The 22,343-nt window shown below is 67.6% G+C and carries 22 protein-coding genes; 7 read left to right on the top strand and 15 right to left on the bottom strand.

Annotated features, from left to right (window positions below):
* Positions 1-132: 132 nt before the first annotated feature.
* Positions 133-1,335 carry an ammonium transporter gene (locus ToN1_RS06535; protein ID WP_169207547.1) on the bottom strand — a complete coding sequence of 401 codons (1,203 nt, stop codon included), beginning with the start codon at positions 1,333-1,335 and terminating at the stop codon, positions 133-135.
* 306 nt (positions 1,336-1,641) lie between these two features.
* Here ToN1_RS06535 and ToN1_RS06530 point away from each other — a divergent pair, with 306 nt between their 5' ends.
* Positions 1,642-2,559, top strand: coding sequence for a DMT family transporter (locus ToN1_RS06530; RefSeq protein ID WP_169207548.1), 918 nt, complete (start codon positions 1,642-1,644; stop codon positions 2,557-2,559).
* 13 nt (positions 2,560-2,572) lie between these two features.
* Here the strand turns inward: ToN1_RS06530 and ToN1_RS06525 are convergent, their stop codons facing one another.
* The 5 genes from ToN1_RS06525 to ToN1_RS06505 all read right to left on the bottom strand — a co-directional run bounded on the left by ToN1_RS06525 (position 2,573) and on the right by ToN1_RS06505 (position 6,529).
* Complete coding sequence (locus ToN1_RS06525) at positions 2,573-3,358, bottom strand: gamma-glutamyl-gamma-aminobutyrate hydrolase family protein (protein ID WP_169207549.1); 786 nt, start codon at positions 3,356-3,358, stop codon at positions 2,573-2,575.
* Positions 3,355-4,482 (bottom strand): YbdK family carboxylate-amine ligase, encoded by a 1,128-nt coding sequence (locus tag ToN1_RS06520; protein WP_169207550.1) that lies wholly within the window; start codon positions 4,480-4,482, stop codon positions 3,355-3,357. Before ToN1_RS06520 ends, ToN1_RS06525 begins: the two co-directional genes overlap by 4 nt.
* Positions 4,479-5,681 carry a cation:proton antiporter gene (locus ToN1_RS06515; RefSeq protein WP_169207551.1) on the bottom strand — a complete coding sequence of 401 codons (1,203 nt, stop codon included), beginning with the start codon at positions 5,679-5,681 and terminating at the stop codon, positions 4,479-4,481. Before ToN1_RS06515 ends, ToN1_RS06520 begins: the two co-directional genes overlap by 4 nt.
* Before the next feature lie 185 nt (positions 5,682-5,866).
* Positions 5,867-6,124 (bottom strand): DUF3862 domain-containing protein, encoded by a 258-nt coding sequence (locus tag ToN1_RS06510; protein WP_169126244.1) that lies wholly within the window; start codon positions 6,122-6,124, stop codon positions 5,867-5,869.
* Positions 6,125-6,343: 219 nt separating this feature from the next.
* Positions 6,344-6,529, bottom strand: coding sequence for a CopG family transcriptional regulator (locus ToN1_RS06505; RefSeq protein ID WP_169207552.1), 186 nt, complete (start codon positions 6,527-6,529; stop codon positions 6,344-6,346).
* A 113-nt stretch (positions 6,530-6,642) separates the two neighbouring features.
* On the opposite strand from ToN1_RS06505, the gene hyfB reads away from it, so the two are divergent.
* The 6 genes from hyfB to ToN1_RS06475 are packed head-to-tail and all read left to right on the top strand — an operon-like array spanning position 6,643 to position 13,829.
* Positions 6,643-8,643 (top strand): hydrogenase 4 subunit B, encoded by a 2,001-nt coding sequence (gene hyfB, locus ToN1_RS06500; RefSeq protein WP_169207553.1) that lies wholly within the window; start codon positions 6,643-6,645, stop codon positions 8,641-8,643.
* The gene (locus tag ToN1_RS06495; RefSeq protein WP_169207554.1) at positions 8,640-9,587 is read left to right on the top strand and encodes a respiratory chain complex I subunit 1 family protein; all 948 of its coding nucleotides are present in this window, start codon (positions 8,640-8,642) and stop codon (positions 9,585-9,587) included. Before hyfB ends, ToN1_RS06495 begins: the two co-directional genes overlap by 4 nt.
* Before the next feature lie 6 nt (positions 9,588-9,593).
* Positions 9,594-10,253, top strand: coding sequence for a formate hydrogenlyase (locus ToN1_RS06490; protein WP_169207555.1), 660 nt, complete (start codon positions 9,594-9,596; stop codon positions 10,251-10,253).
* Positions 10,253-11,707, top strand: a complete 1,455-nt coding sequence (locus tag ToN1_RS06485; protein WP_169207556.1) for a hydrogenase 4 subunit F — start codon at positions 10,253-10,255, stop codon at positions 11,705-11,707. Before ToN1_RS06490 ends, ToN1_RS06485 begins: the two co-directional genes overlap by 1 nt.
* 2 nt (positions 11,708-11,709) lie before the next feature.
* Positions 11,710-13,266 carry a hydrogenase large subunit gene (locus ToN1_RS06480; RefSeq protein WP_169207557.1) on the top strand — a complete coding sequence of 519 codons (1,557 nt, stop codon included), beginning with the start codon at positions 11,710-11,712 and terminating at the stop codon, positions 13,264-13,266.
* The gene (locus ToN1_RS06475) at positions 13,266-13,829 is read left to right on the top strand and encodes an NADH-quinone oxidoreductase subunit B family protein (RefSeq protein WP_169207558.1); all 564 of its coding nucleotides are present in this window, start codon (positions 13,266-13,268) and stop codon (positions 13,827-13,829) included. The genes ToN1_RS06480 and ToN1_RS06475 overlap by 1 nt, the downstream gene beginning before the upstream one ends.
* Before the next feature lie 12 nt (positions 13,830-13,841).
* Here ToN1_RS06475 and ToN1_RS06470 read toward each other — a convergent pair whose 3' ends face one another.
* From ToN1_RS06470 to gcl, 9 genes are all read right to left on the bottom strand, one after another.
* Positions 13,842-14,432, bottom strand: a complete 591-nt coding sequence (locus ToN1_RS06470) for an NADPH-dependent FMN reductase (protein WP_169207559.1) — start codon at positions 14,430-14,432, stop codon at positions 13,842-13,844.
* 169 nt (positions 14,433-14,601) lie between these two features.
* Positions 14,602-14,991: a DoxX family protein gene (locus ToN1_RS06465; protein ID WP_169207560.1), complete on the bottom strand. Its 390-nt coding sequence runs from the start codon at positions 14,989-14,991 to the stop codon at positions 14,602-14,604.
* A gap of 114 nt (positions 14,992-15,105) precedes the next feature.
* On the bottom strand, positions 15,106-16,524 hold the full coding sequence (gene pyk / locus ToN1_RS06460) for a pyruvate kinase (RefSeq protein ID WP_169207561.1): 1,419 nt from the start codon (positions 16,522-16,524) through the stop codon (positions 15,106-15,108).
* Positions 16,525-16,556: 32 nt separating this feature from the next.
* The gene (locus ToN1_RS06455; protein ID WP_169207562.1) at positions 16,557-16,958 is read right to left on the bottom strand and encodes a GlcG/HbpS family heme-binding protein; all 402 of its coding nucleotides are present in this window, start codon (positions 16,956-16,958) and stop codon (positions 16,557-16,559) included.
* 39 nt (positions 16,959-16,997) lie between these two features.
* Positions 16,998-18,260 (bottom strand): glycerate kinase type-2 family protein, encoded by a 1,263-nt coding sequence (locus ToN1_RS06450; protein ID WP_169207563.1) that lies wholly within the window; start codon positions 18,258-18,260, stop codon positions 16,998-17,000.
* Positions 18,261-18,292: 32 nt separating this feature from the next.
* Entirely contained in the window at positions 18,293-18,715 is a 423-nt protein-coding gene (locus tag ToN1_RS06445) for a DUF3830 family protein (protein ID WP_169207564.1), read from the bottom strand.
* Between the two features lie 98 nt (positions 18,716-18,813).
* On the bottom strand, positions 18,814-19,698 hold the full coding sequence (gene glxR / locus ToN1_RS06440; RefSeq protein WP_169207565.1) for a 2-hydroxy-3-oxopropionate reductase: 885 nt from the start codon (positions 19,696-19,698) through the stop codon (positions 18,814-18,816).
* A 53-nt stretch (positions 19,699-19,751) separates the two neighbouring features.
* A complete protein-coding gene (gene hyi, locus ToN1_RS06435) occupies positions 19,752-20,531 on the bottom strand; it encodes a hydroxypyruvate isomerase (protein ID WP_169207590.1) in 780 nt (259 codons plus the stop codon).
* Between the two features lie 20 nt (positions 20,532-20,551).
* The gene (gene gcl / locus ToN1_RS06430; RefSeq protein ID WP_169207566.1) at positions 20,552-22,327 is read right to left on the bottom strand and encodes a glyoxylate carboligase; all 1,776 of its coding nucleotides are present in this window, start codon (positions 22,325-22,327) and stop codon (positions 20,552-20,554) included.
* Positions 22,328-22,343: the final 16 nt, after the last annotated feature.

Raw genomic sequence — 22,343 nt, 5'->3', positions numbered from 1 at the left:
CCTCGACGACTGAACTGTCCTTGGCGGGCGCAGAAAAATGGCGCGACCCTGGCCGCGCCATATGCAGCGAGTTCGATACGGGAGCCTATCTTCGGCGCCGACCGGTTTCATTCTGCTTTGCGTGGATCAACCTCACCACGACGTCTCGTGCTCCGCGGTCGCTGAAATCTTGTGGATGGAGAGGTCGGCGCCGGCGAATTCTTCTTCGGGATCGAGGCGCAGGCCGAGGGTCGCGCGGATGAGGCCGTACACAATGGTGCCGCCGGCGAGCGCGATGGCGATGCCGCCGAGGGTGCCGACGAGCTGCCCAGCGAAGCTGACGCCGCCGATGCCGCCGAGGGCCTTGCTGCCGAAGATGCCGGCGGCGATCCCGCCCCAGGCGCCGCACAGGCCGTGGAGCGGCCACACGCCGAGGACGTCGTCGATCTTCCAGCGGTTCTGCGCGATGGTGAAGAGCTGCACGAAGAGCACGCCCGCAATGGAGCCGACGGCGAGCGCACCAAGCGGGTGCATCAGGTCGGAGCCGGCGCACACGGCGACGAGGCCGGCGAGGGGGCCGTTGTGCACGAAGCCGGGGTCGTTGCGTCCCGCCGCGAGGGCGGCGAGGGTGCCGCCGATCATGGCCATCAGCGAGTTGAGCGCGACGAGGCCGTTGATGGCGTCGAGACGCTGGGCACTCATGACGTTGAAGCCGAACCAGCCCACCGCAAGGATCCATGCGCCCAGCGCGAGGAAGGGGATGCTCGACGGCGGGTGGGCCGAGATCTGACCGTTCTTGTGGTAGCGACCGCGGCGGGCGCCGAGCAGCAGGACGGCGGGGAGCGCGATCCAGCCGCCCACGGCATGCACCACGACACTGCCGGCGAAGTCATGGAATTTCGCCCCGAAGGCGCCCTCGATCCAATCCTGCAGACCGAAGTTGCCGTTCCACACGATGCCTTCGAAGAAGGGGTAGATGAAGCCGACGATGAGGAAGGTCGCGATCAGCTGCGGCACGAAGCGTGCGCGTTCGGCGATGCCGCCGGAGATGATGGCGGGAATCGCCGCCGCGAAGGTCAGCAGGAAGAAGAACTTGACCAGCTCGTAGCCGGAGTTGGCGGCAAGCTGCTCGGCGCTGACGAAGAAGCCATTGCCGTAGGCGAGGGTGTAGCCGATGACGAAGTAGGCCAGCGTCGACATCGAGAAGTCGCTGAGGATCTTCACGAGTGCGTTCACCTGGTTCTTCTTGCGCACAGTGCCGACTTCAAGGAAGGCGAACCCCGCATGCATCGCAAGCACCATGATGGCGCCCAGAAGGACGAAGAGGACGTCCGCGGATGTCTTGAACTGCTCCATTGATGTGCTCCGGGTGGCGAGGTCGGTGCGATTTAGCAAATCATGTGCCGGAAACTTTGTCTTTATTATTCAATGAGTTGCGTTTACCGTGCGGACGATTGGTGCGGAGCCGTCCCGCCGATGGTGCATCGCGGCTCATCGGCGCACGATAATGGTGCGCGAGGACGGCGCGGGGGGGGCGTCGTGGTGCGCCGCCGTGCGACAAGTTGGGGCGTGGTGCTTCTATTTGGTTCACAATATGGCCGCAAATTGCGTACAAGAATGTAGAATTGCGCTTTGTGCGGCGCGCGGCGCCTGGAATCGTCAATGAATCGAGATCGGAAACTGCTGGCGGCGGCGGGGGTGCTGCTCGTCCTGTCCATCATCTGGGGCTACAACTACGTGGTGATGAAGAAGGTGATGCGCTATGTCGATCCCTTCGACTTCTCCGCGATGCGCACCTTCTTCGGCGCGCTCGCGCTGTTCGCGGTGCTGGCGCTGCGCCGCCGCCCGCTGCGGCCGGTGGCGCTGGGGGGCACCTTGTGGCTGGGGCTGCTGCAGACCGCGGCCTTCACGGCATTGATCCAGTGGGCGCTGGTGAGTGGCGGGGCGGGCAAGACGGCGGTGCTGGTCTATACGATGCCGTTCTGGCTGCTGCTGATGGCGCGCGTCTTCCTCGGGGAGCGGGTGCGCGGGTCGCAGTGGATGGCCGTCGGCCTGGCGTTGGCGGGGCTGGTGCTGATCCTCGAGCCGTGGATGCTGCGCGGCGACTCGCAGGGCCCGCTGCTGGCGGTGCTCGCCGGTCTGGTGTGGGCCGCGAGCGCGGTGTGGGCGAAGCGGCTGCGCGCCAATGTGCAGTTCGACCTGTTATCGCTGACGGCGTGGCAGATGCTGCTGGGGTCGCTGGTGTTATGCGTGATCGCGTGGCTGCTACCGTCCGCGCCGCCGCAGGTGACGCCTTATTTCATCGGGGCACTGGTCTACAACGCGCTGTTGGCGACGGGGCTGGCGTGGCTGATGTGGCTCTTTATCCTCGACCGCCTGCCCGCGGGGATGGCCGGGCTGTCGTCGCTGGCCGTGCCGGCGGTAGGGGTGTTGAGCGGCTGGGTGGAGTTGGGCGAGCGGCCGAGCCCGACTGAGTCCTTGGGCATGGTGTGCATTGTCCTGGCGCTGTTGACGATCAGTGCGATCGCGATGCGCGGGCGCAGTGCCGTCGCGGCGCGCGCCGCTGCGGACGAAGCCTAGACGACCGCTGCGCTCAGTCGCCCCGGGCGCGCTCGGCGGCGTTGAGGAAGTCCTGCAGGATGGGGCTGCCGTCGAGCAGGTCGCCTCCGCCGCCGTGGAATTCCGGGTGCCACTGGCAGCCGAACAGGTAGCCGTTGCCCAGCCAGCGGATTGCTTCGACGACGTTGTCGCCGCGCGAGTAGGCTTCGATGCGCAGGTCGGAGCCGAGGTCGCGCACGGCCTGGTGGTGGATGCTGTTGACGCGCCCGGCGGGCGTGCCGCTGTACAGCGCGCCGAGATGGCTGCCGGCGACGAAGTCGATGTCGTGGTGGTGCTTGTCGTAGAGGTCGGCGTCGCGGTGCGCGCCGGCTCCCGGGACGTACTCGGAGATGTCCTGCCACAGCGTGCCGCCGCATGCCACGTTGATCAGCTGCGCACCGCGGCACACGCCCAGCACCGGCTTGCCCTGGATGACGAACTCCCACAGCAGTTCGATCTCGTAGAGATCACGGATGCGGTCGCCGGTCCATTCGGGGCGCAGCGGATCCTGGCGATAGGTGGTGGGGCTGACGTCGGCGCCGCCTTGCAGCACGAGCCCGTCGAGCGCCTTGACGTAATCGTGCACCGAAATCTGCGCGCGACGCAGGCCGAGGTGCTGGCCGATGGTGGGCACCATCAGAACGAGCGCGCCGTGAGACATGATCCAGTGGGCCATCGACTGTTCCAGGTACTGCAGCGACTTGCCCGGAAAGCCGAGTTCCGCCGGCGGCGTGTGCAGCAGGCGGGCCGAGAGGCCAATGCGCAGCGGCGCCTTGCTCACATCGGCTCACCTCCCATCCAGCGCACGCACTGACCCATCACCAGCTCGGGCAGCGATTCGCCATTGGTGTGGCGTTCGCGCAGCCAGGTCGCGTCGTTGCGGCCTTCGCGCACCTCGCGCAGCAGTTCGCCGAGCGGGGCGTCGCAACCGAGCTCGATGGCGTGCTGTTCGATGCGCGCGAAGCTCGCCTCGATCTCCTCGGCGACTGTGCGATGTTCGTGCGTTTCCGGATGCACGTAGGTGCCGGCGAAGCCGAAGCGGCAAGCCTGGAAGCGATTGAAGGTGTAGACGAGGTAGTCGTCCTCGGCCAGCCGGATGGGGCGCTCGATCATCAGATAGCGGGCGATGGCCTGGATGTAGGCGGCGATCGCGGCAGCGCGGCCGATGGTGAGCGGCGTGTCCATGACGCGGACTTCGATCGTGCCGTACTCGGGCTTGGGGCGGATGTCCCAGTAGAAGTCCTTCATGCTCTGGACCACGCCGGTGTCCGTCATCTTGGCGAAATAGGTCTCGAAGTCTTGCCAGGTCTCGACGAAGGGCGCGCGCCCTGACAGCGGGAAGGCGAACACGGAATTGAGCCGCGCGGACTGGAAGCCCGTGTCCTTGCCCTGCACGTAGGGCGAGGATGCCGACAGCGCGATCAGGTGCGGGATGTAGCGCGACATGCCGTGTAGCAGGTAGAGCGCGGCGTCCGGGCCAGGGCAGCCGATGTGCACGTGCTGGCCGAACACGGTGAATTGCTTGGCGAGATAGCCGTACAGGTCCGAGAGGTAGTGGAAGCGCGGCTTGTCGAAGATACGGCGCTCGCCCCAGTCCTGGAAGGCATGGGTGCCGCCGCCACAGATGCCGATGTTGAGCTTGCGCGCGGCCTCAGTGAGGGCTGAGCGCAACGCCTCCAACTCTTCGGCGACGCAGGCGTAATCGTTGCAGATGCCGGTCGATACCTCGATCATCGAGCAGGTCATTTCGGGCTTGACGTCGCCCGGCACGTCCTTGCGCGCCATCATGCGCAGCAGATCCTCGGCCGAGGCGACGAGGTCGTAGTCGTGCGTGCTGACGAGCTGCAGTTCCAGTTCCACGCCCATCGACAGGGCGCGTGAGGAGGCAAAGGTTTCGAGGCTCATGGCAGGTCTCCGCGGCGGGTTTCGCGGACGCGGATCAGCGCCCGCCGGGTGGCGATGGGCCCGAGCAGGCCCAGCACGACGGTCATCGCCATCACGATGGGCAGCAGGCGGGCGCCGAAATCCGGGTACAGCAGGCGCACGTCCTCGGCCAGCAGCAGCGCGAGCACCGACAGCGGCAACAGCCCCACGCCGAGGGCGAGGCTCTTGCGCAGATCGAGGCCGCTGGGCGGGCCGAAGGCGATCGCGCCGCCGAACTTGCCCGCGGCGCGCGCGACGATTGCGAGGATTCCGAGGCCGGCACCGGCAAAAAGTTCGCCCGCGCTCACTGCCGCCCCTGCGAGCATGAAGATGACGATGACGAGTACGCCGCCGATGCTGCCGAACTGCTGGGGCCACAGGTGGGGGCGCGGGTCGCGCCACTTGATGAGGGCGCCGGCGACCAGCGGCGCGAGCGCGGTGGGCAGGCGCAGCGCGGTGAGGAGCGCGATGGCCGCGAGCAGCAGCGCGATCATCGCGGCGAGCCCTTGCTCGGAGGCGGGATCGACGAGCTTGCGCAGGCCGAGGTAGGCCGCGGCGATCACTGCGCCCGCAAGCACGGAGCCGAGCAGCAGGTACAGGGGATGGAGCAGCGCGAGCTGCCAGCCGGAATGGACGCCGTGCAGGGCGCCGACGAGGAGCTTGAGCAGGATCACCGACACCGCGACGTTGAGCGCGCACAGGGCGAGCAGGCGGTCGGTGGTCTGGCCGGAGGCGCGCAGCTCGTTGGTGACGTGCATGAGGATCACCGGCGAGGTGCCGACGGCAATGGCGGCGACGGCCAGCGCAATGCCGGTGCCCGTGCCCACGGCCCACAGCGCGCCGAAGGTGAGGGCAAAGGTGAGCGCCATCTCGCCCACGCTGGTCGCCACGATCCAGCGGTTGGCGGTGAGCCAGCGCAGGTCGAAGCGGATGCCGAGCTCGAAAAGCACGAGTGCGATCGTGAAGTCGATGATGAGGCGGTGTCCGGCCAGATCGTTGGCGTCGAACCACCCCAGCAGGAGCGGGCCGAGCACGAGACCGGCGAGCGCATAGCCGCTGACGCGCGGTATGCCGAAACGTCCGCCGGCTTCGCCGACAAGGGCAGTCGCCACGAGGGCGATTGCAACGGGAAAGAGGGCGCCAAGCGCCAGTGGCCATTCCGGCCAGATCAGCAGGTCCATCGAGGGGAGTCCTCCGAAGCCGGTATCGTTTTCTACTTCCCTCCGACAGTGGCGGGGGAGCTATTTATCCGGAAGGTGGGAGAGGCATCGAGATTTTCAATGGTATTTGAGAAGTATAAATTTGCGCAAATCTAATGGCCCTTGCGCCGGCGGCCGGATCCGGTGTTCGGCCGCCGAGGCGAGCGTCAGCGCAGGTTGGACGAGGTGAACAGCACCACCTGGTCCGAGACGAAGTTCACTTGCACGTAGCGCGCATCGTTGCCCCAGGTGCAGCTTTTGACCGCGAGCAGGTCGCTGCACTTGTCGGGAGCTCCGAGCAATTGTTTCACTTCGCCATAGCTCATTCCCATCTTGAGCTTGTCGTAGTTCTCCACGGTGAGCTTGCTGCAGGCGCCCAGTGCGAGGGCGAGGGTGGCGAGGCCGAGGAATGCGGAGCGTTTCATCTGGGTCGTTTCTCCGGTAGCAAGGTGGCCATGTAACCGAAGCTTAATCCATCGTTCCGGTTTTTTTCGTTTCAGGCCGTTAGCGCCCGGTCTCATGGGAGGGTGGATGTGTTGACCGAGGCATGTTGTCTGCGGCCCGGCCTGCGCATCGCGCGGCTCAGTCCGGCGTGGGCGTCGGGCGCACCCCGTGCCTTCAACGAAGGCGTCGGACGACCTCGTTCAGTCGTTGTCCTTCAGCCACTCCGGCAGCGGCCGGTTGCCGGCATTTTCCTGCACGTACTGGCGGATCAGGCGGCGCACCACCTGCGAGGGCGTCAGGTCCTTGCTGGCGCAGATTTCCTCGAAGAGCTTTTTTTTCTCCGGGTCGATCAGCAGGGTCAGGCGAGCGGTTCGATTTTCTTTCATTACGCGTGGGCGATTGCACTCATTAACATCAAATTAACATTGAAAGCGACATTGATATTAATGTAGTGTGTAGTAAATGCGAAAGCAATGAGACACTCCTCGGGGGAAGGCGCGTGCTGGTTCTCGACTGGATCCTGATCGTCGTCGCGGGCTGGCTCGCGTTGGGGGTCGCCGGGATAGGCGCCTTGCGCAACACGGCGTTCGTCGCCCGCGTGCTGTTTCCGGCCGGGGGTGTGCTGGCACTGGCGCTGGCGGGGCTCGCGCTCGCCGGGCTGCTCGGCACGCCGCAGACCGCGGTGCTCGCGCTGGGCCTGCCCGATCTGCCTTTCCACCTGCGCCTGGACGGGCTGTCGGCCTTCTTCCTGCTCGTGATCGGAGGGACCTCCTTCGGCGTCTCCGTCTTCGCGGCGGGTTACTTCCGCCACGGCGAGGGAACACCGCCCGGGCTGATGTGCCTCGAATACCATCTCTTCGTCGCGAGCATGGCGTTGGTCGTGCTTGCGGACGATGCCTACGCCTTCATGGTGATGTGGGAGACGATGGCGCTGTCCTCGTTCTTCCTTGTCACCGCGAACCACCGCGTGCCGGCGATCCGTGAGGCGGGTTTCCTGTACCTGCTCATCGCCCACATCGGCGCGATCGCAATCCTGCTGTGCTTCGGTGTGCTGCAAGCCAACACCGGCGACTACACTTTCGCCAACATGCGTGCGCAGTCGCTGTCGCCGCTGTGGGCCTCGGTCGCCTTCCTCCTCGCGACGCTGGGTTTCGGCGCGAAGGCGGGCATCCTGCCGCTGCACGTGTGGCTCCCGGAGGCCCATCCGGCGGCGCCGTCGCCGGTGTCCGCGCTGATGAGCGCCGTGATGCTGAAGACGGCGATCTACGGCCTGCTGCGGGTGAGTTTCGACCTGCTCGGCGCGCAGCAGTGGTGGTGGGGCGTGCTGCTCATGGCAGTGGGTCTCGCCACTGCGCTGTACGGCGTGGTGTTCAGTGCGGTGCAGACCGACATGAAGCGCCTGCTCGCGTATTCGTCGATCGAGAACATCGGTCTGCTCTTCGTCGGCATCGGCCTCGGCGTGCTGTTCAACGCCTACGGGATGAAGGCGCTGTCGGCGCTGGCGCTGACCGCGGCGCTGTACCACGTCCTCGGCCATGCCTTCTTCAAGAGCCTGCTGTTCCTCGCCACCGGCTCGGTGCTGCACTCGACCGGCGAGCGCAGCCTGGGCAAGCTTGGCGGGCTGATGCGGCGCATGCCGTGGGTCGCGTGGCTGTCGCTCGTCGGCGTGTTGGCGAGTTCGGGGCTGCCGCCGTTCTCCGGCTTCGTGTCGGAATGGCTGCTGCTGCAGAGTTTCCTGTTCACGACCGGGCTGCCCGATTCCTTCATCAACATGCTGGTGCCGGTGCTCGCCGCGGGCATTGCGCTGGTCGCCGCCCTGGCGGGCTACACGATGGTGAAGTTCTATGGCGTGATCTTTCTCGGCCAGCCGCGCGAACCGAAGCTCGCCCACGCGCATCCGGCGTCGCCACTCGAACGCGCGGGCCTGGCGTGGCTCGGGGTCGGCTGCGTGCTGTTGGGCCTCTTCCCGGTGCAAGTCATCGGCGCGATCGACCGCGTCACGCGCCTGCTGGTCGGCGGCGGCATTGCCGACACGGTGCGCGCGAACGGCTGGCTGCTGCTGTCGCCGAGTTCGATCGAGCGCGCGAGTTACGGTCCGCTGGTGTTCCTGCTGGTCGTGAGCCTCGCGGTGTTGCTGACGGTGGTGCTGGTACGCAAGTTTTATCACGGGCGCCTGCGCCGTGCGCCGGCTTGGGACTGCGGCTATCCGGCGCAGACCGCACGCATGCAGGATACGGCCGAGGGCTTCGGCCAGCCGATCCGCCAGATCTTCGAGCCCTTCTTCCGCATGCAGCGCGAGCTGCCGTCGCCGTTCGACGCGAAACCGCATTACCGCGTCACGATCGAGGACCATTTCTGGCACTGGCTGTATCTGCCGGTCGCGCGGCTCACATCCGGCATTGCGCGGGGCGTCGGCCGGCTGCAGCAGGGGCGCATCGCGATCTACCTGCTGTACAGCTTCGTGACCCTGATGGTCCTGTTGCTGGTGGTGAAATCATGAGCATCGTCGGCCTGTTCGCGCAGCTGCTCGCCATCGTCCTCGCGCTGGCGTTCGCCCCCTTGCTGACGGGGTGGGTGAACCAGTGGCGTGCGTGGCTGCAGGGGCGGCGCGCACCCGGGCTGCTGCAGCCCTATCGCGTGCTGCACAAGCTGTTCAACAAGGAGTCGGTCGTCGCCGAGCACGCGACGCCGATCTTCCGCGTTGCGCCCTACATCATGTTCGGCTGCATGGCGCTCGCCTGCGGCATCGCACCGACGCTGTCCACCGACCTGCCGCTCGCGCCCGCGGCCGACGCGGTTGCGCTTGTCGGCCTGTTCGCGCTCGCACGCGTGTTCATCTCGCTCGCTGCGATGGATATTGGTACCTCCTTCGGCACGCTCGGCGCACGGCGCGAGATGCTGATCGGTTTTCTCGCCGAGCCGGCGCTGCTGATGGTGCTGTTCTCCGCCTCGCTGATCACGCAATCGACGTCGCTCGCGGTGATCGTCGAGACGCTCGCGCACCAGCCCTTCGCGATCTATCCGAGTCTCGCGGTCGCGGGCGTCGCGTTCACGATGGTGTCGCTGGCGGAGAACGCACGCGTGCCGGTCGACAATCCGGCCACCCACCTCGAGCTGACGATGATCCACGAGGCGCTGATCCTCGAATACTCGGGTCGCCACCTGGCGCTCGTCGAATGGGCGGCGTCGCTGAAGCTGTTCGCATATTCGTGCATCGGTCTCGCATTGTTCGTGCCCTGGGGCGTGGCGGAGGCGGGCACGCCGATCGCGATCCTGTTCGCGATCCCGATGCTGGTCGTGAAGCTCGCGGCGGGTGGCGTGCTGCTCGCGCTGATCGAGACGATCAACGCGAAGATGCGTCTCTTCCGCGTGCCGGAGTTCCTCGCGACGGCCTTCCTGCTCGCGGTGATCGCGCTGCTGGTGCACGTCCTCCTCGGAGCCTAGGCACTCATGAACACGCTCCTTTCCCAGTCGATCAATCTCTTCGCGGTCGTGCTGCTGGTGCTCGCGTTCGCGATGATCGCGCAGCGCCGCATCCTGACGCTGATCCACCTGTTCACCCTTCAGGGCGCGGCGCTGGCGGCGGCGACGCTGATCGTCGGCTATCTCACCCGCCAGCATCACCTGTACTTCTCCGCGGGGCTGACCTTCGTGCTGAAGGTGGTGCTGATCCCCATCCTGCTGCACCGGGTGATCCTGCGGCTCAACGTGCGTTGGGACGTCGAGACCCTGTTCAACATCCCGACGACGATGCTGATCGGCATCGTGCTGGTGATCTTCGCGTTCAACCTCGCGGCGCCGATCGCGGGGCTGTCGACCTCCATCGCGCGCGGCACGCTGGGCATCGCGCTCGCGTGCGTGCTGCTGTCCTTCCTGATGATGATCGTGCGCGCGAAGGCGGTGCCGCAGGTGATCGGTTTCCTGTCGATGGAGAACGGCCTGTTCTTCGCGGCCACCGCGGCGACCAGCGGCATGCCAATGATCGTCGAGCTCGGCATCGCGTTCGACGTGCTGGTCGGCATCCTGATCCTCGGCGTGTTCATGTTCCAGATTCGCGAGCAATTCGACAGCCTGGACATCCGCCATCTTGAAAAGCTGAAGGAAGACTGATGGATGCCTTGGCCCTCGTCCTCGCCATCCCGCTCTTCGGCGGCGCGCTGCTCGCCTTGTGGGGCGACCGCGAGCGCGCGGGGGAGCTGAACGCGGCGGTGAGCCTGCTCACGCTGGCTGCGTCCGTCTGGCTCACGGTGCTGGTCGTACGCGACGGGCCGCTCACGGTGTGGGGCGAGTGGTTCTTCGTCGATCCGCTCAACGTCTTTCTAGTCACGCTGACGGCCTTCGTCGGCTTCACGACCTCGCTCTTCTCGCGCCCCTACATGCGCATCGAGCGCGACCACGGCAAGATGACGCCGGGGCGGATGCGGCTCTTCCACAGCATGTACCAGCTCTTCAACGGCATGATGCTGGTTGCGCTGACGACCAACAACCTCGGCATCCTGTGGGTGGCGATGGAGGCGGCGACGCTGACGACGGTGCTGCTGGTGTCGGTGTACCGCACTCCGGCGAGCCTGGAGGCGGCGTGGAAGTACTTCATCCTGTGCGGCGTGGGCATCGCGCAGGCGCTGTTCGGCACCATCCTGCTCTACCTCGCGGCCGAGCGCGCGATCGGCGGCGGCGAGGGGGCGCTGCTGTGGACGCACCTGGCGCAGTCCAAGCATCTGCTCGATCCGGGCATCCTGTCGCTCGCCTTCGTCTTCCTGCTCCTCGGCTACGGCACCAAAGTGGGCCTGGTGCCGGTGCATAACTGGCTGCCCGACGCGCATGCGGAAGGCCCGACGCCGATCTCGGCGGTGCTGTCGGGCCTGCTCCTGAACGTCGCACTGTATGCGGTGCTGCGTTGCAAGGTGCTGGCGGACGGGGCGATCGCGAACGGCCTGCCGGGGCGGATGATGATCGGCTTCGGCCTGTTGACGGTCGTCGTCGCGGCCTTCTTCCTGTCGCGTCAGCGCGACGTCAAGCGCATGTTCGCGTACTCGTCGATCGAACACATGGGTCTGATGACCTTCGCCTTCGGCCTGGGCGGCCCGATCGCGAACTTCGCCGGGCTGCTGCACATGACCGTGCATGCGCTGGTGAAGTCGGCGATCTTCTTCGCCGTCGGCCACGCCGCGCAGAAGGCGGGTTCGCAGGCGATGGAGGACATCCGCGGCCTCCTGAAGGTGAATCCGACCGTTGGCTGGGGCCTGATGCTCGGGTCGCTGGCAATCCTCGGCATGCCGCCCTTCGGCGTGTTCGCGAGCGAGTTCCTGATCCTGACGACGGCGATGCGCGAGGCGCCGTGGGCCACGCCCTTCCTGCTCGTCGCGCTGGGTGTGGCGTTTGCGGCGATCTTCGGGCGCGTGCAGCCGATGGTGTTCGGCGACACGTCACTGCGCCCGCTCGCCCACCCGCCGGCACTGCTGCCGGTGTTCGTCCATCTGGGGCTCGCGCTGATGCTGGGGCTCTACATTCCGCCCTACCTCGACGGCTGGTACCGTCAGGCGGCGCAGATGATCGGAGGCTGACCGTGGAGTTCTTCGGACTCGATTGCCGCTTCGAACGGCTCGATGCGCCTGTGCCGATCTTCGGCGCACGCGTGCATGCCGCGCAGTGGAGCGCGCTTGCCCTGGCCGTGGCGGAGGCGAAGGGACGGCTCGTGAGCCTGTGGGGCAGCGACGAACGTGCCGCCGGCGACGGCTTCGCGGTGTCGGCGGCGTACGCGACGGCGGACGGACTGCTGTGGGCGAAGCTCGGGCTGGACGCGGCGGAACCCGCTTATCCGGACATTTCGCGCTTTTTCCCCGCCGCGATCCGCATGCAGCGCGCTGCGCGCGACCTGGTCGGCATCGAGGCCGAGGATGAGGGCGAAGGCGGGGGCGACACGCGCCCGTGGCTGCGGCACGGCGCGTGGCCGGCGGACTATTTCCCGCTGCGCATCGGGAACACCGGCCAGGAGCGCTTCGAGGCACAGGCCGACGCCTACCCCTTCGTCCCCGTCGAAGGCGACGGCGTGCATGAGATCGCGGTCGGACCGGTGCATGCCGGCACGATCGAGCCGGGGCACTTCCGCTTCTCGGTGGTCGGCGAGAAGGTGCTGCGGCTCGAGGAGCGGCTGGGCTACAAGCACAAAGGCATCGAGCGCCGTTTCATGGGCATGGATGTCGACGAGGGCGCGCGGCTGGCCGGCCGGGTGTCGGGCGACAGCACCGTCGCGTACGCGTGGGCCTACGCCATGGCGGCGGAATCGCTCGCCGGGGCGAAGGTACCCGAACGCGCGGCGTGGCTGAGGGCGCTGCTGCTCGAGCGCGAGCGTGTCGCGAACCATCTCGGCGACCTCGGCGCGCTTGGCAACGATGCCGCCTTCGGCTTCGCCCTCGCGCAGTTCTCGCGCCTGCGCGAGGACTGGCTGCGCCTGAACCACGAGTGCTTCGGCCACCGCCTGATGATGGACTGCGTGCGTCCCGGCGGGATGGCACGCGATATCGATGCGGAAGCCTGCGCGAAGCTGCGCAGCCAGGTGACGGCGATTGCGGACGAGGTCGCCGAGCTGAAGGACATCTACGACGAGCACGCCGGACTGCAGGACCGGCTGGTGACGACCGGCCGCGTCACGCCCGAACTCGCCGTACGCCTCGGGCTGACCGGGCTTGCGGGGCGGGCGAGCGGGCAGACGGCCGACCTGCGGGCCGACTTCCCGTGGCCGCCCTACGACGGTCTCGCGGTGACGGCGTGCTCGCATCGCAACGGCGATGTCGCGGCGCGTGTCGCGGTACGCTTCGGCGAGTGCTTCGCCTCGCTGCGGATGATCGACGCGCTGCTCGCCGGGCTGCCGGGTGGGGCGGTCCATGAGCCGATGCTCGTGACGCGGGACGGCGTCGGCGCGGGCTGGATCGAAGGCTGGCGCGGCGAGGTGTTCGTCGCGCTGGAAACCGACGCGCGGGGGCGCATCGTGCGCTGTCACTGCCACGATCCTTCATGGCAGAACTGGCCGGTGCTGGAGCACGCGATCATCGGCAATATCGTTCCGGACTTCCCGCTGATCAACAAGTCCTTCAACCTCAGCTATTCGGGGCAGGATCTGTAATGTGGCACATCCTGAAATACGTCGCGCGCCGCGGCCGTGTCACCGAGCCGGCGCCCGAGCCGCTGGAGGGCGCCCGCCGCCCCGCGCACCTGATCCATCACGAGATCCTCGCGATCCTCGGTCGCGCGCTGGCGATCCGCCACGTCGACGCCGGGTCGTGCAACGGCTGCGAGCTCGAGATCAATGCGCTGAACAATCCTTACTACAATATCGAGGGCCTCGGCATCCGCTTCGTCGCCAGTCCGCGCCACGCCGACCTGCTGCTGGTGACCGGGCCGGTGTCGCGGCACATGGAGGTAGCGCTGCGGCGCACCTACGACGCGACGCCGGCGCCCAAGCTCGTCGTCGCGGTGGGCGACTGCGGTTGCAATGGCGGGATCTTCGGCGAGAGCTACGCGAGCTGCGGCGGCGTAGCGAACGTGATCCCGGTCGATGTGACCGTGCCGGGCTGTCCGCCGCCCCCGGCCGAGCTCCTCGCCGGGATTCTCGCCGCCGTGCAGGCGCGCCCGCCGAGCGGCGAGGGCATGGCCGCGCAGGAGGATTTCGCGCCCGGCTTCAACTGAAGTCGCGTCCGGTCAGCCGACGTTCATCTTCAGCGCGAGCCGCGCGACGGCGGCGCCGACGGCTTCGACCGAAGTCCGCACGCGCGCATCCTGCAGCTGCCCTTCCGCGTCGAAGGCGCTATCTGCCTTGGGCACGCCGACCTGGTCGGGCACGACGAGGAAGCCGAGGTTGGAAAGGTATTGCCGCGTGTGCTGCAGCGAGCGGATGCCGCCGAGCGCGCCGGGCGAGGCGGCGACGATGCCCGCGGGCTTGCCGCGCACATGCACCGTGCCGGGCTTGCCGGAGCCGTCGGGCAGGGGGCGCGAGAGCCAGTCGAAGGTGTTCTTCACCAGCGGCGGGAAGAAGCCGTTGTATTCGGGGGTTGCGAGCAGCAGGCCGTGGTGCTGGGCGAACAGCGCCTGCAGCCGTGCGGCCGCGGGCGGGATGCCCTCGGCGGCTTCGAGGTCGCCGTCGTAGAGCGGCATCACGTGCTCGCGCGGCTCGTAGAACGTGACCTCGGCGCCGGCCTGCTCGGCGCCGCGCACGAGCACGGCGAGCAGGCGGCGGTTCCACGAATCCCGGCGCGCGCTGCCGGGCATGGCGAGGAGTCGGACGGTAGGCATCGGGGCGTCTCCTGAGGGGCGGGCTCCAATACATCCGTTCGCCTGAGCCTGTCGATGGGCATTGGCAGGGCGTCGACAAGCTCAGCCCGAACGGTGATCGAAGCTGATCAATTGCCGGGTCAATAGGTCGGTCGAATACCCACCTACGATCCGGAAACGCCCCCGCAGTTCATTTCCTGCGCGCTTGCCACCATGAGTCGAGGCTCCAGGCGCCTGCGCCCTGTGCAACCAGCATGAGCATGCCACCCGCGATGGTGAGATTCTTCATGAACATGATGGATTGCATCTGGTCGGCGAAGTTGGTGTGGAAGAGGATGGCGGCGGCCACGCAAAAAAGCGCGAGCCCGGCCGCAGCGAGCCGGGTGAGCGCACCGAGGAGCACGCCCAGGCCACCGCCGAGTTCGGCCAGGATCACGAGCGGCAGCAGGGTGCCGCTGACGCCCATCGCCGCCATGTACTGCTGGGTGCCCGCATAGCCGGCACCGAGTTTGCCCCAGCCTGCGGCGATGAACATGAATGCGAGAAGAATGCGTGCGACGAGCATGATTACGTCTTTCATCAACTTCTCCTTGTAGGGTCGGGCGTGCTGCCCTCCTACCGATTTAGTCGAAATGCGACGCATTTGCAGGCCGTTCCGATCCGGAACGGCCTGCGGGGCGCTGTCGGCAGACAGTCAGGTCGGAATCTTCACGACGTGCAACAGGTTGGTGCTGCCGCTGCGGCCGAAGGGGAGCCCGGCGATGATCACGACGTCGTCGCCAGGCTGGGCGAAGCCGTGCGTGACGACTGCGGCGCTGGCGTGCTCGACCATCTCGGCGACGTCATGCACGTCCTCGAAAGGCACCGGATGCACGCCCCACACCAGCGCGAGGCGGCGGGCGGTGGCGAGCTGCGGCGTGAGGCCCAGGATCGGCGTGCTCGGGCGTTCGCGGCTTGCGCGCAGGCAGCTGAAGCCGCTGCTGGAATAGGCGACGGTGGCCGCCGGATTGAGCAGCGCAGTGACGCGGCGCAGCGCGCAGCAGATGGCCTCGGGCGTGTTCGCCTGCGCGGGCATGTGGCTCGCGTCGAGTCCCGCGCGCCAATCGGGGTCCTGTTCGACCTCGGTGATGATGCGATCCATGATCGTCACCGCTTCGACCGGGTACTGGCCCGAGGCGGATTCCGCCGACAGCATCACCGCGTCGGCGCCGTCGTAGATCGCGGTCGCGACGTCGGAGGCCTCGGCACGGGTGGGCACCGGCGCGCTGATCATCGATTCGAGCATCTGCGTGGCGACCACCACCGGCTTGCCGGCGGCGCGGGCGGCGCGGACGATGCGCTTCTGCAGGATGGGCACCTGCTGCGGCGGCAGTTCGACACCGAGGTCGCCGCGCGCGACCATGATGCCGTCCGCGAGGGCGACGATCTCGTCGAGGCGCTCGATCGCGGCCGGTTTCTCCAGCTTGGCCATGATCCACGCGCGGTCGCCGACGATCTCGCGCGCCTCGCGGATGTCCTCGGGGCGCTGCACGAAGGACAGCGCCACCCAGTCGACGCCCAGCGACAGGCCGTAGTCGAGGTCGGCGAGGTCCTTGGGCGTGAGCGGCGAGATTGGCAGCACGACGCCGGGCACGTTCACGCCCTTGCGGTCGGACAGCGGGCCGCCGACCAGCACCGTGGTGTCGGCAAAATCCGGGCCGAAGGCATCCACGCGCAGGCGCAGCTTGCCGTCGTCGAGCAGCAGCTCGGTGCCCGCTTCGAGGGCGGCGAAGATCTCGGGGTGGGGCAGGTTGGCGCGCGTCGCATCGCCCTCGCTCGCGTCGAGGTCGAGGCGGAAGCGGCTGCCCGCGGCGAGCATGACCTTGCCGTCGGCAAGCTTGCCGATGCGCAGCTTCGGGCCCTGCAGGTCCATCAGGATGCCGATCGGGCGGCCGACCTCGCGCTCGATCTCGCGGATCTGGCGCAGCCGCTGGGCGTGGTCGGCATGGCTGCCATGGCTGAAATTCAGGCGGAACACGTCGGCGCCGGCCTCGACGAGCGCGCGGATGCGCTCGGGGCTGGAGCTCGACGGCCCGAGCGTCGCGAGGATGCGCGACTGGCGCTGGCGTCTCATGTTTGTCTCCTCCTTATTCTTGTGCCTGTGCCTTACAGGCCCAGTGCCGCGATGCCGGCGCGCGCGATCTGCGCGTCGTCGGAGGCCTTGACGCCCGAGACGCCGACCGCGCCGATCACCGTGCCATCAACGACAATGGGCTCGCCGCCTTCGAGCGGCACGACCGGCATCGCCAGTGCCGCGTAGCGGCCGCCGTTGATCATGTCTTCGAGTGCCTTGCTGGGCTTGCCCGCCATCACGCTGGTGCGCGCCTTCTCGGGGGCGATCAGCGAACTCGACAGCGGGGCGCCGTCCAGGCGCTGCAGCCACAGCGCGTGGCCGCCGGCGTCGCACACCGCGATCGTCACGGCCCAGCCGTTGCGCAGTGCCTCGGCTTCGGCCGCGGCGGCGATACGCTTGACGTCGTCGAGGGTGAGGGCCTTGATGGTTTTCATTGCAGGTTTCTCCTGATGGGTGAGGGTGCGGCGTCGGCGTTACAGGACGACGATCGCGCGGAAGTCATTGACGTTGGTGAGCGTCGGCCCGGTTACGAGCGAGTCGCCCAGCGCCTCGAAGAAGCCGTGGCCGTCGTTGTTGGCGAGCGCGTCGCGCGGGCGGATGCCCTGCGCCCAGGCGCGCGCGAGGGTATCGGGGGCGACGAAGGCGCCGGCGATCTCTTCGAGTCCGTCCACGCCGTCGGTGTCGCCCGCGACCGCGTGCACGCCCGGTTCGCCATCCAGGGCGACGGCGAGCGAAAGCAGGAACTCGACGTTGCGTCCGCCGCGCCCGTTGCCACGCACGGTGACGGTCGTCTCGCCGCCGGACAGCAGCACGCAGGGAGCGGCGACGGGCTGGCGGTGACGGCGCGCCTGCAGCGCGATGCCGGCCATGACCTTGCCGACGTCGCGCGCCTCGCCCTCGATGCTGTCGCCCAGCAGCACCGGCGTGTAACCGGCGCAGGCGGCGACCTTCGCCGCGGCTTCGAGCGCCATCTGCGGCGTGGCGATCAGCGTCGTCGTCACGCGTGCGAGGCGCGTATCGCCCGGCTTGATCGATTCCCCCGCGCCGCTTTCGAGCAGTGCGCGCGCGGCCGCAGGGAGGTCGATGCCGTAGCGGGCGACGATCTCCAGCGCGTCGGCGCAGCTTGTCGGGTCGCCGACCGTGGGGCCGGAGGCGATGTCGATGGGGTTGTCGCCGGGCACATCCGAGATCAGCAGATTGACGACGCGCGCAGGATGGCAGGCTGCGGCGAGCCGTCCGCCCTTGATCGCGGAAAGGTGGCGGCGCACGCAGTTCATCTCCGAGATCGTCGCGCCGGATTTCAGCAGCGCGCGGTTGATCGCCTGCTTGTCCTCGAGTGTGACGCCTGCGGCCGGCAGCGGCATCAGCGCCGAGCCGCCGCCCGAGATCAGGCAGATCACGAGGTCGTCCTCGGTGAGGCCCTGCACGGTTTCCAGCATGCCGCGCGCGGCGGCGAGGCCGTTGGCGTCGGGCACGGGGTGGGCGGCCTCGACGATGGTGATGCGCTCACACGGCACGGCGTAACCGTAGCGGGTGACGACGAGGCCGGACAGTTCGCCCGGCCAGCTGCGTTCCAGCGCCTGCGCCATCGCCGCCGAGGCCTTGCCGGCGCCGATGACGACGGTGCGGCCCTTGGGCGGCGCGGGCAGGTGGCGCGGGATGCAGCGCTCGGGCTGGGCAGCCTGCACGGCCGCGGTGAACATCTGCGCCAGGACTTCGCGGGGTGTGGTGTTCATCTCGGGTTCCTGTTGGTGGTCAAGCGTGCTTGTCAGCGCTCGCCGAGATCTTCGAAACGGATCGGCTGTGCGCCCTGCCACAGTACGCGCCGGCCCATCTCCATCAGCTGTTCATGTCCCTCGACCAGGGTCAGGAAGTGATTGCCGGCGAGCTGGCCCATCTTGCTCGCGAAGGAGCAGCTGCCGTAGGCGAACAGCAGCTCGGTTTCGGAGATCCCGCCCGGATACAGCAGGACGTCGCCGCGCGAGGGATGGCTCGTGTGGTTCTCGTAGTCTAGTCCGGTATCGAAGTCGCCGAGCGGCACCCACACTGCCTCACCGCTCCAGCACACGTGGATGACCTGGTTCGCGAAGGGCAGCAGCTCGAGAAAAGCCGCGCAGGTGCGCGGTGCCGCCTGTTCTTCGAGGCGGGCGACAAAGCGCTGCGGGCCGACGTGGATGGCTAGGTGACGCATCGGGTGGTCCTGTGTCCGGGAAGGGGAAGTGGCCGCGCGGGCGGACGGCGCAGTGCCGCCGCCCGCATCGGCCTTGGGAGAGTGCGCCGGCTTCGCGCTTACTGGCCGATCTCGAAGTTCGCCATCTTCTCCAGCGCCTGCACCATCGCCGAATGATCGCGGCCGGCACCGCCATGGGCAGCGCAGGCGTTGAAGAGTTCCTGCGCGGTCGCGGTGTTGGGCAGCGACATGCCGATCTGGCGGGCGACCGTCAGTGCGAGGTTGAGGTCCTTCTGGTGCAGCTCGATGCGGAAGCCCGGGTCGAAGGTGCGCTTGATCATGCGCTCACCATGCACTTCGAGGATGCGCGAGGAGGCGAAGCCGCCCATCAGCGCCTCGCGCACGCGGGCGGGGTCGGCGCCGTTCTTCGCCGCGAACAGCAGCGCCTCGGCGACCGCCTCGATGTTGAGCGCGACGATGATCTGGTTGGCGACCTTGCAGGTCTGGCCGTCGCCGTTCTTGCCCACCAGCGTGATGTTCTTGCCCATCAGCTGGAACAGCGGCAGCGCCTTCTCGAAGGTCGAGTGCTTGCCGCCGACCATGATCGACAGCGTCGCGGCCTTCGCGCCGACCTGGCCGCCCGAGACCGGCGCGTCGAGGTACTCGCAGCCGAGGTCGTTGATGCGCTGGGCGAAGACTTTGGTCGCGACCGGGCTGATCGAGCTCATGTCGATCACGATCTTGCCCGGCGTCAGGCCTTCCGCGACGCCGTTGGCGGCGAACAGCACCGCCTCCACGTCGGGGGTGTCGGGCACCATGACGATGACGAAGTCCGACTGCTGCGCAACTTCGCGCGCGGTCTCGCACACGGTCGCGCCGGCATCGACGATCGGGCGCGGCACCTTGCCGTGGGTGTTCACGAACAGCGTGTGGCCGCCGTCGATGAGGTGCTGCGCCATCGGGGCGCCCATGATGCCGAGTCCGATGAATCCGATGTTTGCCATGATGAATTCTCCTTTCCTTTATATGTGATGTGGTCTCTGTGGGGCGGGGGCGCTCAGCGCGTCAGCGCCTCGATCCAGCCCAGGCCTTCGCGCGTCGTCGCGGCGGGCTTGTATTCGCAGCCGATCCAGCCCTCGTAGCCGCTGCGGTCGATGAAATCGAACAGGTAGCGCCAGTTGATCTCGCCCGTGCCCGGCTCGTTGCGCCCGGGGTTGTCGGCGAGCTGGATGTGGGCGATCTGCGGCAGGAAACGCTTGATCGTGTTCGCGAGTTCGCCTTCCATCCGTTGCGCGTGGTAGACGTCGTACTGGATGAAGAGGTTGTCCGAGCCCACCGCTTCGAGGATCTCGGCGGCCTGCGCGGTGCGGTTGAGGTAGAAGCCGGGGATGTCGTAGGTGTTGATCGGCTCGACCAGCAGGCGGATGCCCGCTTCCTGCAGCTTGCCCGCGGCGAAGCGCAGGTTCTCGATGAAGGTCTCGCGCACGCGGCCCGTATCGACCCCGGCCGGCGTCTTGCCGGCGAGGCAGTTCACCTGCTTGCAGCCGAGCGCCTGGGCGTACTCGATCGCACGGCCGACGCCGTCCTGGAATTCGCCTACGCGCGTCGGATCGCAGGCGATGCCACGCTCGCCGGCTTCCCAGTTGCCGGCCGGCAGGTTGTGCAGCACCTGCGTCAGGCCGTAGCGCTCGAGCTTCTCGGCGAGTTCGTCCTTGCGGAAGGCGTAGGGGAAGAGGTACTCGACGCCCTTGAAGCCGGCGTCGGCGGCCGCCTCGAAGCGGTCGAGGAAGGCGACCTCGTTGAAGAGCATCGTCAGGTTGGCAGCGAATCTGGGCATGTTCATGTCCTCTCTTGTTGTCAGTCGAGCAGAGCGATTGCCGTCGGCGCATCCGCGCGCCCTTCGGCCAGCGCCTCGAATTCGTTGATCGCGTTGATCTCGGTGCCCATCGCGATGTTCGTGACGCGTTCGAGGATGATCTCGACCACCACCGGCACGCGGAACTCCTCCATCCACGCCTTGGCCTGGGCGAAGGCGGGGCCGATGTCCTCGGGTTTCCTCACGCGGATCGCCTTGCAGCCCAGCCCTTCGACCACGCCGACGTGATCCACGCCGTAGCCTTCGGTCTCGGGTGCGTTGATGTTCTCGAACGCGAGCTGCACGCAGTAATCCATGTCGAAGCCGCGCTGCGACTGGCGGATCAGGCCGAGGTAAGCGTTATTCACGACCACGTGGATATAGGGCAGCTTGAACTGCGCACCCACCGCCAGTTCCTCGATCATGAACTGGAAGTCGTAGTCGCCCGAGATCGCGACGACCTTGCGCTTCGGGTCCGCCGCGCACACGCCGAGGGCCGCCGGCACGGTCCAGCCGAGCGGGCCGGCCTGGCCGCAGTTGATCCAGTGGCGCTCCTTGTAAACGTGCAGGAACTGCGCCGCGGCGATCTGCGACAGGCCGATCGTCGTCACGTAGCAGGTGTCGCGGCCGAAGGACTTGTTCATCTCCTCGTACACGCGCTGCGGCTTCATCGGCACCTCGTCGAAGTGCGTCTTGCGCAGCATCGTGCGCTTGCGGCCCTGGCATTCCTCGACCCACTGGCGACGGTTGGGCAGGTCGCCGGCCGCCTTCATCTCGCGGGCGACCTCGATCAGGCGGTCGAGTGCGGCGCCCGCGTCCGAGACGATGCCGTAGTCCGGCCCGAACACGCGGCCGATCTGGGTCGGCTCGATGTCGATGTGCACGAATTTGCGGCCTTCCGTATAGACCTCGACCGAACCCGTGTGGCGGTTCGCCCAGCGGTTGCCGATGCCCATCACGAAGTCGGACGCGAGCATCGTCGCATTGCCGTAGCGGTGCGAGGTCTGCAGGCCCACCATGCCGGCCATTAGTGCATGGTCGTCGGGGATGGAACCCCAGCCCATCAGCGTCGGAATCACCGGCACGCCCATGATCTCGGCGAACTCCTGCAGCTTCGCCGCGGCGTTGGCGTTGATCACGCCGCCACCGGAGACGATCAGCGGACGCTCGGCGGCGTTCATCATCGCGATCGCCTTCTCGGCCTGCGCGCGGGTCGCGGCGGGCCTGTACGCCGGCAGCGGCTCGTAGGTGTCGATGTCGAACTCGATCTCGGCCATCTGCACGTCGAAGGGCAGGTCGATCAGCACCGGGCCGGGGCGGCCCGAACGCATGATGTGGAAGGCCTGCTGGAACACGCGCGGCACCTGCGCCGGCTCGCGCACCGTCACGGCCCACTTCGTCACCGGCTTGGCGATGGACTCGATATCGACCGCCTGGAAGTCCTCCTTGTACAGGCGGGCGCGCGGCGCCTGGCCGGTGATGCAGAGGATGGGTATCGAATCGGCCGACGCGGAATACAGGCCCGTGATCATGTCGGTGCCCGCCGGGCCCGAGGTGCCGATGCACACGCCGATGTTGCCGGCCTTGGTGCGGGTGTAGCCCTCGGCCATGTGGGAAGCGCCCTCGACGTGGCGGGCGAGGTAGTGCTTGAAGCTGCCGTCCTTGCGCAGCGCCGAGTACATCGGGTTGATCGCTGCTCCGGGGATGCCGAACAGCGTCGTGATGCCTTCCTTGCGCAGCACTGCCGCGGCGGCGTCGACTGCTCTCATGCGGGCCATGGTGTCTCCTCCTGTT

Source organism: Aromatoleum petrolei (assembly GCF_017894385.1).
In the GTDB taxonomy this organism is placed as follows: Bacteria; Pseudomonadota; Gammaproteobacteria; order Burkholderiales; family Rhodocyclaceae; genus Aromatoleum; species Aromatoleum petrolei.
This window is presented reverse-complemented; position numbering and strand designations above follow the sequence as displayed.

Excerpts from the sequence above, each read along its gene's own strand:
- ToN1_RS06535 (WP_169207547.1), bottom strand. The coding sequence starts at position 1,335 with ATGGAGCAGTTCAAGACATCCGCGGACGTCCTCTTCGTCCTTCTGGGC.
- ToN1_RS06530 (WP_169207548.1), top strand. The coding sequence starts at position 1,642 with ATGAATCGAGATCGGAAACTGCTGGCGGCGGCGGGGGTGCTGCTCGTC.
- ToN1_RS06520 (WP_169207550.1), bottom strand. The coding sequence starts at position 4,482 with ATGAGCCTCGAAACCTTTGCCTCCTCACGCGCCCTGTCGATGGGCGTG.
- ToN1_RS06515 (WP_169207551.1), bottom strand. The coding sequence starts at position 5,681 with ATGGACCTGCTGATCTGGCCGGAATGGCCACTGGCGCTTGGCGCCCTC.
- ToN1_RS06510 (WP_169126244.1), bottom strand. The coding sequence starts at position 6,124 with ATGAAACGCTCCGCATTCCTCGGCCTCGCCACCCTCGCCCTCGCACTG.
- ToN1_RS06505 (WP_169207552.1), bottom strand. The coding sequence starts at position 6,529 with ATGAAAGAAAATCGAACCGCTCGCCTGACCCTGCTGATCGACCCGGAG.
- ToN1_RS06495 (WP_169207554.1), top strand. The coding sequence starts at position 8,640 with ATGAGCATCGTCGGCCTGTTCGCGCAGCTGCTCGCCATCGTCCTCGCG.
- ToN1_RS06490 (WP_169207555.1), top strand. The coding sequence starts at position 9,594 with ATGAACACGCTCCTTTCCCAGTCGATCAATCTCTTCGCGGTCGTGCTG.
- ToN1_RS06485 (WP_169207556.1), top strand. The coding sequence starts at position 10,253 with ATGGATGCCTTGGCCCTCGTCCTCGCCATCCCGCTCTTCGGCGGCGCG.
- ToN1_RS06475 (WP_169207558.1), top strand. The coding sequence starts at position 13,266 with ATGTGGCACATCCTGAAATACGTCGCGCGCCGCGGCCGTGTCACCGAG.
- ToN1_RS06470 (WP_169207559.1), bottom strand. The coding sequence starts at position 14,432 with ATGCCTACCGTCCGACTCCTCGCCATGCCCGGCAGCGCGCGCCGGGAT.
- ToN1_RS06465 (WP_169207560.1), bottom strand. The coding sequence starts at position 14,991 with ATGAAAGACGTAATCATGCTCGTCGCACGCATTCTTCTCGCATTCATG.
- pyk (WP_169207561.1), bottom strand. The coding sequence starts at position 16,524 with ATGAGACGCCAGCGCCAGTCGCGCATCCTCGCGACGCTCGGGCCGTCG.
- ToN1_RS06455 (WP_169207562.1), bottom strand. The coding sequence starts at position 16,958 with ATGAAAACCATCAAGGCCCTCACCCTCGACGACGTCAAGCGTATCGCC.
- ToN1_RS06450 (WP_169207563.1), bottom strand. The coding sequence starts at position 18,260 with ATGAACACCACACCCCGCGAAGTCCTGGCGCAGATGTTCACCGCGGCC.
- ToN1_RS06445 (WP_169207564.1), bottom strand. The coding sequence starts at position 18,715 with ATGCGTCACCTAGCCATCCACGTCGGCCCGCAGCGCTTTGTCGCCCGC.
- glxR (WP_169207565.1), bottom strand. The coding sequence starts at position 19,698 with ATGGCAAACATCGGATTCATCGGACTCGGCATCATGGGCGCCCCGATG.
- hyi (WP_169207590.1), bottom strand. The coding sequence starts at position 20,531 with ATGCCCAGATTCGCTGCCAACCTGACGATGCTCTTCAACGAGGTCGCC.
- gcl (WP_169207566.1), bottom strand. The coding sequence starts at position 22,327 with ATGGCCCGCATGAGAGCAGTCGACGCCGCCGCGGCAGTGCTGCGCAAG.